The sequence below is a fragment of the Bacteroides sp. CAG:633 genome (genome assembly GCF_000435115.1).
In the GTDB taxonomy this organism is placed as follows: Bacteria; Bacteroidota; Bacteroidia; order Bacteroidales; family Bacteroidaceae; genus Bacteroides; species Bacteroides ndongoniae.
This window is the reverse complement of sequence record NZ_FR883157.1, coordinates 11,740-24,110: the sequence shown is the minus strand read 5'-3', so window position 1 is coordinate 24,110 and position 12,371 is coordinate 11,740. Positions and strand designations below refer to the sequence as shown.

The following is a 12,371-nucleotide window of genomic DNA, read 5'->3' as shown; positions in this document are numbered from 1 at the left end:
CTTTCTCCATGCCTTTTTGCTTCTGATGGTTGCAAAGATAAAAGTAAATCGTATACTTGCCAAGAACTAAGATAATAAATTAGTCGATTAGTAAGTGTATTTCAACTTCTTCACCGCCTGACTGGCTCCTGCTCCGGGTATCAGGGTGAATCCCCAAGTGTATTCGCGGTCGGCAGGCAGGGTGTATTCGGGTTCGGGACGCGAGTACCAGCTGTCATAACCGGCCAGTCCCTGTTGCTTCAGGTCGAGGCAGACTTCAACAAAGTCGCGCGGGGTGATGTCGTTGATGTGCGTCTGACGAGGTTTGTCGTAAGCACCTATCTCGGGACGGTTGGCTATCTCCTGCGGAGTGAAATTGTTCCACTGGTAGGGGCGGTTGATGGCCTTTCCGGCGTCGAAGTCCTCAACGGAGTTGCGCAGGGCGTTGAACTCCATCAGGCTGTCGGCTACAATCAGCAGACTCTTTCCGCGTCCGTTCAGCGAGAGCCAGCGTGTGTCGCAGTGGTGACCGTTCTCCTGCGGGCGTACGTAGGGGAAGTATTCGTCGTCGGCCGTGCTGTTGTACAGTCCTATCAGACTACCGGCCTTACGGTCCCAGTAGTTTTCCTGCGGTCCGCGGCCAAGGTAGGCCAGCTGGTTCATCGTGGCAGGCAGACGGAAGCGGACACCGATGCGGGGAACTACCATCTTGTCGCGTGCGCTGACGCTTTGGGCATCGCGTCCGGGCGAGAAAGTGGCCGTAGCGGTAGCTTCGGAGATGTCTATCTTCACGCCGTCCAGGTGGGCAGGAGTGAAACGGGTAGACACATTCATCACGCCGTCGGGATATATCTTATAGGTAATGAAGAACTCGTTTCCGGCAGGCAGCTTGTAGACAATGTTCACCAGTGCATTGCGACCTGACATTTCGGCCGTGGCGCTTGATACCTGGAAGTTGCGGCTCGATACTTCCCATATCTCCAGTCGTTTGGGGTTTCCGCTTCCGTAGTCGTTGTCGTTGGGAGCACGCCAGAAGTTGGGCTGGATGCCGAATCCGCCGTTGAAGTACTCGGTACCGTTCACGCGGTAGGACGTAAGGATGCCCGACTGCTTATTGAACGTGAAATTGACTTTCGAGGAGGTAACCTTCAGTTCGTTGCCCTCGTTGTCGATGCTGAGTGCGGGACCACCGGCCTGATAAGCGTCCTTGTCGGTCGGCACTTGCGGCAGGACGAACTGGTCGTGCGCAATGACGTGTCCGGCGGGAATGCAGCCTTCGGCCCGTGTGGTGGTTACTTCGAAGTCTATCAGGTAGTCGGTGCCTGTCTGGGGTTTGAGTCCAGACATGGGTACGCTAATCTCTTGCGAAGCCTGTGGTGCGAGGTCGAGTGTGAGGCGGCCGTCGCGCAGCGTCTTGCCGTTGGCACGGATGGCATAGCGGATGGCGTAGTCCTTCAGGCCGGTGAAGTAGAAGCGGTTGGTTACTTTAATCTTGCCGTTGGCCAGGTCGGTAGCTTCGAAACCTACATTCTGGTGGGCGTATTTCACTTCCGCCATGGCTGGATGAGGCGTACGGTCGGGTCCTACGATACCGTTGCACAGGAAGTTTCCGTCGCTCGGCATGTCTTTACCAAAGTCGCCACCGTAGGCGTAATAGGGTGTACCGTTCTCGTCCTTGACGAGCAAGCCTTGGTCAACCCAGTCCCAGATGTATCCACCTTGCAGATTGGGATATTTATAGATGGCTTTCCACTGGTCCCACAGGTTACCGTTGGAGTTACCCATGGCGTGCGAATACTCCGAAGGCACTACGGGACGGTCGCTGCCCGTTTTTCCTACTTCTTCCAGCCATTTGGCACTGGGGTACTGAGGTACGTACATATCAGAGTTCCACTCCCATTGGGCGCGCTCGTAGTTGACGGGGCGGTTCATTTCTTCCTTTTCTTTCAGATAGAGGTAGGTCTGGTAGAAGTTATATCCGTTTCCGGCTTCGTTGCCCAGCGACCAGAAGGTGACCGAAGGGTGGTTCTTATTGCGTTCGTACATGTTGGCAGTGCGCTCCATGTGGGGTTTCAGCCATTCGGGGTTGTTGCCCAGGGTGCCACCTTTGCGCAGGTTATAGTACATGCCGTGCGACTCGATGTTGGCCTCGTCGTAAACGTAGAGTCCGTACTCGTCGCACAGTTCGTAGAAGCGGCGGTCCTGCGGATAGTGGCACAGGCGGACGGTGTTGATGTTGTTCAGTTTCATCAGCTCGAAGTCCTTGCGCATCAGTTCTTCGGTCACGTAGTGGCCTGTCTCAGGATTGTGCTCGTGGATGTTGACACCTTTCAGCTTGATAGGCTGTCCGTTGAACAGGAGCACGGTGTAAGGTTGTCCGTTGCCTGCTATCTGGTCGATGGGTTTGATTTCGATGCGGCGGAAACCTACGTTTTGCGGGATGACTTCGGTCACCCGGCCGTCTTCCTTGACGGTGAGCAGCAACTTGTAGAGGTTGGGATGCTCGGCACTCCAGGTGCTGACGTTTTCCAGTTCTTTCTGGAAGGTGGCTGTGGTGGGGCCGTCGGCTTTCAGCGTCAGGGTTTGTTCGGATGCGGCGGCTGTACGGCCTGCGGCATCGAGCAGTTCGTAACCGATGCTGACGGATTTGGCCTGTCCGCTGTGGTTCTTCAGGTCAATGGCCAGGCGGAAGAGACCGTTGCGGTAGGTGTCGTCGAGGGTAGAAACGATGCGGTAGTCCTGCACGGCAATGCGGGGCTGCGACCACAGGAAGACGTCGCGCTCAATACCGCTCATGCGCCAGAAGTCCTGACACTCCAGATAGGAGCCGGTGCTCCAGCGGAAGATTTTAAGCGTCAGCACGTTCTTGCCGGATTGCAGGTAAGGGTTGATGAGGAACTCGGCAGGATTCTTTGAGTCTTCGTTGTAGCCCACTTCGCGGCCGTTGACGTAGACGTACACGCCCGACTTGGCTCCGGCAATGTGCAGATAGATGTCGCGTCCGTCCCAGCCGTCGGGGATGGTGAAGTCGCGGCGGTAGACACCTACGGGAGTTGCTTCGGGCAACAGCGGCGGTTGCGGGTTACGTGGTTTGAACTCGTAGCCGTGGTTGGTATAGATGGCGGTGCCGAAGCCTTGCACTTCCCAGTTGCCGGGCACGGTGATGTCGACCCAGTTCGAAGTGTCGGTCGACGGGTCGGTGATGCCGGCAGGAAGCTGGCGGTAAGAATCGACAAAGTAGAACTTCCACGTGCCGTTCAGCAGCTGGTAGTAGGGACTGTTTTCGTAACGGGCGGTGAGGGCCGTAGCTCGGTCGCCGTAGGTCATGAACGAGGAGCGGGGAGCTTCCTTGTTCACCGAAATCACTTGAATGTCTTGCCAGTAAGGCTTTTCCGGTTGCCCGGCGGTGTCGTTTGCCAGTGCGCTGGTCAGGCACAGGCAGCTCAGGAGAACCAGGAGCAGACTGTTTTTTAAGAGATGTACCATGAATAGGAATATTAAGGTTATATGTTGACAAAGATAACGCTAAAAATCAAGTCTCGCAAATGCGGAGGAAAACGGTTTGACAGAATGTCATTTTGTATTTCCGAAGCGGTGAGAATCCGTTATTTCTGCCCGTTGCCCGGGATGTGCGCAATTTTGCGGGCAGATTTCTGTATCTTTCTTATAGATAGACGGATAGCGAAATGTTTACAGTTGAAATAGAATGGAAACGACGGAAAACGAAGCCAAAATCACTGTTCCCTCCACCAGAAAGCCATGTTCACGAGGCACACAAGCGTTGTTCGTGTACCGCACAAGCAATGTTCGCGAGCCATACAAGCATTCTTCCGGCTCCGCGCAAGCGTTGTGGAAGTGGAAAACAAGCATTTTCGGGAGTGTTTTCGTGCATATCTATGCACTTTTGCGGGCGTTTTATGCTGTTCGGGCTTCTGTTTCGCGGGAAACAGATAAAGAGGCGGTAAGCAAAACAGCCGTTTGCCTGTCACGAAGACGGGGAAACGGCTGTTTGGGTATGCAAAAAGATTTTTCAGGAAACCTTGTTTCTCTCCAGTTCGCTGAGCGATTCCATTTTCTTCTTTTCCAGAAATTCGTAGACGCCGCAAAGGTGTTCGCGGACGCGCTGGTGGCCGAACTCGTACACCTTGCTTACCAGTCCGTCGAGGAAGTCACGGTCGTGGCTGACAACAATCAGTGTGCCGTCGAAGTCCATCAGTGCCTGCTTCAGGATGTCTTTGGTCTTCAGGTCCAGATGGTTGGTAGGCTCGTCCAGGATGAGCAGGTTGACCGGTTCGAGCAGCAGTTTGATCATCGCCAGTCGGGTACGTTCGCCGCCGGAGAGCACCTTTACCTTCTTCATCGAGGCTTCGGGGCTGCCGAACATAAAGGCACCCAGCAGGTCGCGTATCTTGTTGCGTATTTCGCCTTTGGCCACGTCGTCGATGGTCTGGAACACCGTCAGGTTTTCGTCCAGCAGCGAAGCCTGGTTCTGTGCGAAGTAGCCTATCTGTACGTTGTGGCCCAGCGTCAGGGTTCCTTCGTGTTCAATCTCGCCCATGATGCACTTCACCAGTGTAGACTTTCCTTCGCCGTTGCGGCCTACGAAAGCCACCTTGTCGCCGCGTTCGATGGTGAGCGTCGCATTGCGGAACACCACGTGATCGCCGTACGTCTTGCCTACGCCGTCCATGATGACGGGATAGTTGCCCGAGCGGGGCGACGGGGGGAACTTCAGTCGCAGGGCCGAGGTATCTTCCTCGTCCACTTCGAGCAGTTCCAGTTTCTCCAGCATCTTCACGCGGCTCTGCACTTGCAAGGTTTTCGAGTAAGTTCCCTTGAAGCGTTCGATGAACTCTTTGGTTTCGGCAATGAACTTCTGCTGTTCGTCGTAGGCTTTCTGTTGCTGTTCGCGGCGCTCCTTGCGCAGCTCCAGGTATTTGGAATAGTTCACCTTGTAGTCGTAGATGCGTCCCATGGTCACTTCGATGGTGCGGGTGGTGATGTTGTCTACAAACTTACGGTCGTGGCTGATGACTACCACCGCCTTGCCGTTGTTGATGAGGAAGTCTTCGAGCCACTGTATGGACTCGATGTCCAGGTGGTTGGTAGGCTCGTCCAGCAGCAGGACATCGGGCTTCTGCAACAGCAGTTTGGCCAGCTCGATACGCATACGCCATCCGCCGCTGAAGTCGCTGGTGGGGCGGCCGAAGTCGCTCCGCTCGAAGCCAAGTCCCAGCAAGGTCTTTTCCACGTCTTCCTCGTAGTTGGTGGCATCGATGGCGTAGAACTTCTCGCTCAGGGCCGACACTTGTTCGATGAGTTGCATGTAGCTGTCGCTCTCGTAGTCGGTGCGCGTCTCCAGTTCCTTGTTCAGGCGTTCAATCTCGGCCTCCATCTCGTGCAGGTGGGCAAAGGCCTGGGCGGTTTCCTCGAACACGGTGCGTCCGTCTTCCGTCATCAGGTGCTGCGGCAGGTAAGCCACAACGCAGTCTTTGGGCACCGATACCTTTCCCCGTGTGGGCTGCCGGATGCCTGCAAGGATCTTCAGCAGGGTGCTTTTCCCGGCTCCGTTCTTTCCCATGAGGGCGATGCGGTCCTTTTCGTTAATCACAAAAGAAATGTCGCTAAATAAAGTAGTGCCGCCAAATTCTACGGCCAGTCCGTCTATTGAAATCATAAGTCCGTTTTAAATGAGGTGCAAAGATAGTGCATTTGTATGTAATTCTTTTTATCTTTGCTTCCCTTAATCGAAAACTGTGTCATGAATCTGGTTATAAACTGTACGAAAATAGAAGAACTGGATGAAACCCTCCAGAAAGTATTGTGCTTTTACGTATATTGCTCCGATTTTGTTCCTACCAAGACCTTGGAAGCGCTGTGGAAAACTTTGCCGACCATGCCCCATGGCATGAAGAAAGCGCTGGACTTGCTGACGTCGAAGGGAATGTTGTCAATCTTCAACTACGACTGGACTTCCAAAATGTATGTGTATTGCGTTTCGTATAAATACTATTTCCCGGTTCTTTATTTTCTGAAAACACGCCATCCGGAGTGGGAAGACGACTATCGCCGGTGTGTGGGTTACGATTATAACAAGAATGAGATGTTTCTCGAACTGGAAGAAGCTTTTATGGCGGTGCTCGAACATCGGGAAGCCGATTTGCTACCGTTGCGTATTCCGATTTTAATGTACTCTTACCTGTTTCCTGTAGCTTTTGATCCCTGCATCAGTCCTTTGTTCCTGAAACTGGACGATGACTTGTTTGCAGAGGCTTTCTCGGAATTGCTGGTCTATATTCAGGATAACGACTATCTTGACGACCAGAATCACCTACAGCAATGGTTGGAAACAAAATCCTTGCCGGCAGCGATGCGATCCCGGTTGCGTTCCATGCTGGCCCTTTACCGTTACTATTCGCACGGCGAGTACAAGCCCTTGCAGGATTCGTCCGACGACGTATTCTTCTGGATACTGAATGCCGTATATGCCCTGCATAGAGAAAGGTATGCCGATGCAGTGGCATTGTTCGACAAGGCTTTGAAGATAAGAAACAAGATAGCCCACGAAAAGAACATTTTCGAGAATCCCCTGACCTGCTATTTCCTCATAATGGCCTACGTGCACGATGATTCGCCCGCAAGCATCAAGAGACTGGACCAGTTCAGAAACAAAAGAGGAGTGAAAGAACAGCTGAACCTGTTGCCGGCTTATATCGTAGCCAGTGCTTTCAGAAACGAAGAACGAAAAGCCAGTTTGGGACTGGTACAGCAACTTTTTGATTCACTCTTCCATCCGTCTGTCTTATATTCGTACTTGGGTTTTCTGTTTAACCGTTACTTTGAATTGACAGATCCCTTGCAGGACAAAGGCTTTTACGAACTGCATCCGCAACAGGCCGTACTAAAGCACGAACTGTCCGCTTACATTGATCTGACTGAGGAGGAACGTGCCCGGCTTACCCGAATTTACGGTACGTCGCCCGCCCTGACTTCCATACGCCGGAAGCAGGCATGGGAGTTGCTGATAGAAGACTTGTTGAAGAACGAAAGCCAGACAGGCAGCGTGCAGAAGGAAGAAAAGGATGCACGACTGATGTACCTTATCAAGTATAACTATATAGAAGTGCGCGAACAGACCCGCCTGAAGTCGGGGAAGTGGAGCAGCGGAAAACCTATTTCGAATATACGTTACTTTCAGGAAGGTTCGGCGTTGATGGACGAATTTGACAGGCAGATCTGGAATAAATACCGGCAGGGCAACTATGATTCGATGTATTTGAGTGTGATGCTGCCTATGATGGTAGGCTGCGACCGTCTGTATACCGGCTATTACGCCCCTTTCGAACAAGTGAAGGTAGACGAGGAGAAACCTTATCTGTCGGTGGAGAAAGTGGGGAACCGGTTTAACATAACCTCCAATATCCCCCTGTCGGCACTGCTTGATACGCCCGATAGTCATATTGTACTGAAGAAATCAGATACTTATTATACCGTGATTCCCATCACGCCGAAGCAGTGGGATTATTACCGTCGTCTGCTCATGGTGGGATATTTCCCTTTGGAAGCCGAGGCGCAACTGAAGGACTTCCTGCCCCGCATCAGCGATACGGTAGAAGTGCATTCGTCGCTGCTGGAGAACGGCTCTACGCTGGAAACGGTAGAAGGAAGTGCTGAGATAGCGCTGCAAGTCCGTCCGCAAGGCAGGCAGTTCGAGGTAAAGACCTATGTCAAGCCTTTACCGAAGGGCAAGGGAGCTTTTCTGCCCGGCGAAGGAAACGCACTGGTGTTCGACGAGGCAGACGGCAAGCGGGTGCAGGTGAAGCGCCACCTCGGCAAGGAACGCAGGAATTACGAAGTGCTGAACAACTTCATGGAAGACTGCTTCGGCCGTTCGCTCGAAAGACAGAGCATCAGCCTGTTGCCCGAAGAGTTGCTTTCGCTAATCGACTTTGTGCGCCAGTCTTCCGACACTTATTACATCGAGTGGCCCGAAGGCGAAAAGCTGCGTCTGAAGCTTCCCGTTTGGACCGAGAACATGCACGTGCGTCTGGAGACAAAGGGCGATTGGTTCGACATCGAAGGAGAGGTGCAGATTGACGACCACACCGTGCTCAGCATGACACAGTTGCTCGATCTGCTGGGACAGAGCCATGGAAACTTTATCCGTCTGAACGAAACCGATTACCTGAAACTGAACGAAAGTCTGCTGAAACAGCTGCGTAAGCTGGAGGCGCTTACCGTGAAGGAACATGGGCAGATGCACATTTCGCGCTTCAACGCGCCTTTGCTGGACGACGCCATGACGGGCGAGCTGGAAGTACAAGGCAACCGTTTGCTGGACGACTTGCGTGCGTCGATCAGGCGCAGCATGAAGATCGAAGCCGGTGTTCCCAACACTTTGCAGGCTACGTTGCGCGGTTACCAGCTCGAAGGATTCCGCTGGATGGTGCGTTTGTCCGGTTGGGGAGCCGGTGCCTGCCTGGCCGACGACATGGGTTTGGGAAAGACGGTACAGACCATTGCTTTCTTGTTGTACAGAGCAGCCGAAGGAGCTTCGCTGGTAGTGGCTCCGGCTTCGGTGGTTCCCAACTGGAAGAACGAACTGCAACGCTTTGCCCCTACGTTGAACGTACATGTACTGAACGGGGCAGACGACCGCAAGGCACTTATCGACGGTGCGGGCGAATACGATGTGGTGTTGTCGACTTACGGCCTGCTGGTCAATGCGGAAGAGCCGCTGGTGGGCAAGCAGTGGAATGTGGTGTGTCTGGACGAGGCACATACCATAAAGAATCGTGATACGAAGACGTCGAGAGTCGCTATGCAACTGCAGGCATCGGCACGCCTCATCCTGACGGGTACTCCTATACAGAACCATCTCAGCGAGTTGTGGAATCTGTTCCGTTTCATCACTCCCGGCCTGTTGGGCAGTTACGAACAGTTCCGCCTGAAGTTCATTGTTCCCATTGAAGAAGGCGATAAGGAGAAGCAACGTCAGCTGAAGCGCATTGTCCAGCCTTTCATGCTGCGACGCACCAAGTCCGAGGTAGTGGAAGAACTGCCCGAGAAGATGGAAATCACCTTGCCGGTCGAGCTGTCGGAAGAAGAAATGGCGGTGTACGAAGTGATTCGCCGTCGTGCCAAGGCGATGCTCGAAGAAAGCAGTGCCGTAAGCATGAGTACACTGGCTGAAATCACCCGTTTGCGTCAGGCCGCCTGTTCCATAGCCCTGACAGACAGCCGCTGGAAAGGCGAGACGACGAAGATACAGATGTTGCTCGACCTGATAGCCGAAATAAAGGAGGGTAACAACCGGGTACTGGTCTTCAGCCAGTTTACGTCTTTCCTGGAGTTGGTTCGGAAGCGCCTTGACGAGCAGGGCGAACCTTATTTCTATCTGGACGGTTCGGTAACCATGAAGCAGCGCGAGGAACTGGTACGCAAGTTCCAGCAGGGCGAGTGCCCCATCTTCCTCATCAGTCTGAAGGCTGGCGGACTGGGGCTGAATCTGACGGGAGCCAATTACGTCATCCATCTGGACCCGTGGTGGAATCCGGCCATCGAACAACAGGCCACCGACCGTGCCTATCGCATCGGGCAACAGAATCGTGTGACCGTTTATCACCTGATAGCCCAGCACACCATCGAAGAGAAAATACTGCGCCTTCACCGCACCAAGCGCGACTTGGCCGACTCATTGCTCGAAGGCGCCAACGCCGGTTACAAACTGACCGACAAGGAACTGCTGGAGATGCTGACGGAACAGGACGGATAAGTCTACTCCTCCGTGCGGGGTTGCGCCAGCTTATGCTTGACGAACTCCAATTTCCGGTTGGCTTCCTCGATGTTCTGTTTGATTTCGGTGATGGCAGCCAGCACTTGGGCCAGTTCGTAGATGCCGGCAGCAGCCTGGCGGTCGGTAGCAGTCATGGTGGTCGAGTAGGAACGCTCTCCCTGATAGTTCACCTTGAGGTTCTTGTCGCGGTTCATGCAGATGAATCCGATGACGTTGCCGTCTTCGCCCAGTTTGTAGTCGGCTTTTTCAATCTTTTCGCCCAGGTCGGTCGTTTCGTAACTGTCTTTCGAGGCAGGGGTTTCGGCAAAGCTGCCGTCGGGGGCTGTCACTTTCACGGCAATGTGGTGGATGTTGCTTGCTCCGCAGTAGATGGAGGTCATGCTCATTTTACCCGTTTCGTCTACCTGGAAGCGCAGGAACGAGCGGTGCAGGTTCTTCTCAATCACCTGTGACGGATGCAGGTAGAGCCCGACTTGCTGGTAGGCAGTGTCTTTCTCAAGTACGAATTTCCCTTTCAGCGCATCCAGTTCCTTCTGTTTTCCGTTGAGGGTGCTGTCCAGATAAGCAAGAGTTTTTTCCTGTTCCTTCAGTTCCACTTCAAGCATCAGCTTCTGGCCTTCGCGCCGTGTGTCGAATGCTTTCGGGTAGAGTATCTTGATACTGTCTATCCGCAGTTTGGCTTCGTTGTAGTCGCCGTTTTCGTAGGCGGTACGTGCTGCCTGCAGCTGTACGGCAGCTTTCTTTTCGATGTTTTCGCAGGCTACGAGCAGGCCGCAAAGGCAGGCCAGGAGTAATTCTTTCTTCATGGGTGTTCCGTTCTTTGTTTTTTTGAGTCTGTAAGTTTATAAGTTATTGTTTTACTTCAACTTAAAAACTCAAAAACTTATAAACTGATAAACTCGTCTACTTAGGTAAGCGTATTTTGAAGCAAAAATAGAAATAATATCCGTATCTTTGCGTTTCCTTAAACGATAAAATATGATAGAGTTGACAGCTGAAGAACTGAAACAGCGTTTCAGTGACAATATATTCAAGCAAATATCCGCGACGGCAGACGAGCTTGGGCTGGAATGCTACGTGGTAGGCGGATACGTTCGCGACATTTTTCTGCAACGTCCTTCCAAAGATATCGATGTGGTTGTGGTGGGCAGCGGCATTGCCATGGCCGAGGCGTTGGGCCGTCGGTTGGGCAAGGGTGCGCATGTGTCTGTCTTCAAGAACTTCGGTACGGCTCAGTTGAAGTTCCGCGGTACGGAAGTGGAGTTTGTCGGTGCCCGCAAGGAGTCCTACACGCACGACTCCCGCAAGCCTGTTGTGGAAGACGGTACGCTGGAAGACGACCAGAACCGTCGCGACTTCACCATCAACGCTCTGGCTGTCTGCCTGAACGAAGCTCGCTACGGCGAACTGGTAGACCCCTTTGGTGGCATGGACGATATGAAAGAACGTACCATCCGCACGCCGCTCGACCCCGACGTGACGTTCAGCGACGACCCCTTGCGCATGATGCGCTGCATCCGCTTTGCTACCCAGCTGAACTTCTACATCGACGATGAGACGTTCGATTCGCTTTGCCGCAACAAGGAGCGCATTTCCATCATTTCGAAAGAACGTATTGCCGACGAGCTGAACAAAATCATGCTGTCGCCCGTACCTTCGAAAGGTTTTGTCGACCTGGACCGTTGCGGCCTTCTGGCGCTGATTTTCCCGGAACTGGTGGCCCTGCAGGGAGTGGAGACGCGCAACGGACGCGCCCACAAGGACAATTTCTACCACACCCTCGAAGTGCTCGACAACATCAGTAAGAAGACCGACAACCTTTGGCTGCGCTGGGCGGCGTTGCTGCACGACATAGCCAAGCCTGCTACCAAGCGCTGGGAGCCCCGTTTGGGCTGGACTTTCCACAATCATAACTTCATTGGCGAGAAGATGATACCCAACATCTTCCGTAAGATGAAGCTGCCGATGAACGAGAAGATGAAATATGTGCAGAAGCTCGTCGGACTGCACATGCGCCCCATCGTGATAGCCGATGAAGAAGTGACCGATTCGGCCGTCCGTCGTCTGCTGTTCGAGGCGGGCGATGACATCGACGACCTGATGACGCTTTGCGAAGCCGACATCACCTCGAAGAACATGGACAAGAAACAGCGCTTCCTGAACAACTTCCAACTGGTGCGCCAGAAGCTGAAAGACCTGGAAGAACGCGACCGCATCCGCAACTTCCAGCCGCCAGTCAGCGGAGAGGAAATAATGGAGACATTCGGCTTGCCTCCCTGCCAGCAGGTAGGTGCACTGAAGAGCGCCATCAAGGATGCCATACTGGACGGTGTCATTCCCAACGAGTACGAAGCGGCCCGTCAGTTCATGCTGGAGCGTGCCCAGAAGATGGGATTGAAAAAGGTATCGGACCAATAGAGCTTTCCAAGTCAACTGAAGTTCTGTATTTACCCGAGGCATTAGCGATAATAACCCGGTTGGGGAAGTTTATTCTCATAGGCATGAGAACAACATTCTCATGGTTATGAGAAAACTATTCTCACAGTTATGAGAAGGGCGTTCTCACAGACATGAGAATATTGTTCTCAAGCTTGGA

The 12,371-nt window shown here is 53.2% G+C and carries 5 protein-coding genes; 2 read left to right on the top strand and 3 right to left on the bottom strand.

Translation table 11 applies throughout. From position 1 onward, the window contains the following. Nucleotides 1-87: 87 nt before the first annotated feature. Together QVP67_RS15130 and QVP67_RS15125 are read right to left on the bottom strand one after the other, a co-directional pair. Complete coding sequence (locus QVP67_RS15130) at nucleotides 88-3,465, bottom strand: glycoside hydrolase family 2 TIM barrel-domain containing protein (RefSeq protein WP_022164390.1); 3,378 nt, start codon at nucleotides 3,463-3,465, stop codon at nucleotides 88-90. Between the two features lie 544 nt (nucleotides 3,466-4,009). Next, on the bottom strand, nucleotides 4,010-5,656 hold the full coding sequence (locus tag QVP67_RS15125) for an ABC-F family ATP-binding cassette domain-containing protein (RefSeq protein WP_022164389.1): 1,647 nt from the start codon (nucleotides 5,654-5,656) through the stop codon (nucleotides 4,010-4,012). An 84-nt stretch (nucleotides 5,657-5,740) separates the two neighbouring features. On the opposite strand from QVP67_RS15125, the gene QVP67_RS15120 reads away from it, so the two are divergent. Next, nucleotides 5,741-9,754: a DEAD/DEAH box helicase gene (locus tag QVP67_RS15120; protein ID WP_022164388.1), complete on the top strand. Its 4,014-nt coding sequence runs from the start codon at nucleotides 5,741-5,743 to the stop codon at nucleotides 9,752-9,754. 2 nt (nucleotides 9,755-9,756) lie between these two features. Here the strand turns inward: QVP67_RS15120 and QVP67_RS15115 are convergent, their stop codons facing one another. Then, complete coding sequence (locus tag QVP67_RS15115; RefSeq protein ID WP_022164387.1) at nucleotides 9,757-10,581, bottom strand: hypothetical protein; 825 nt, start codon at nucleotides 10,579-10,581, stop codon at nucleotides 9,757-9,759. Between the two features lie 172 nt (nucleotides 10,582-10,753). On the opposite strand from QVP67_RS15115, the gene QVP67_RS15110 reads away from it, so the two are divergent. Continuing rightward, entirely contained in the window at nucleotides 10,754-12,193 is a 1,440-nt protein-coding gene (locus QVP67_RS15110) for a CCA tRNA nucleotidyltransferase (protein ID WP_022164386.1), read from the top strand. The last annotated feature ends 178 nt before the right edge of the window (nucleotides 12,194-12,371 follow it).

What these genes read in the sequence shown, in the direction of transcription:
- QVP67_RS15130 (WP_022164390.1), bottom strand. Translation starts at nt 3,465, where the DNA reads ATGGTACATCTCTTAAAAAACAGTCTGCTCCTGGTTCTCCTGAGCTGC.
- QVP67_RS15125 (WP_022164389.1), bottom strand. Translation starts at nt 5,656, where the DNA reads ATGATTTCAATAGACGGACTGGCCGTAGAATTTGGCGGCACTACTTTA.
- QVP67_RS15120 (WP_022164388.1), top strand. Translation starts at nt 5,741, where the DNA reads ATGAATCTGGTTATAAACTGTACGAAAATAGAAGAACTGGATGAAACC.
- QVP67_RS15115 (WP_022164387.1), bottom strand. Translation starts at nt 10,581, where the DNA reads ATGAAGAAAGAATTACTCCTGGCCTGCCTTTGCGGCCTGCTCGTAGCC.
- QVP67_RS15110 (WP_022164386.1), top strand. Translation starts at nt 10,754, where the DNA reads ATGATAGAGTTGACAGCTGAAGAACTGAAACAGCGTTTCAGTGACAAT.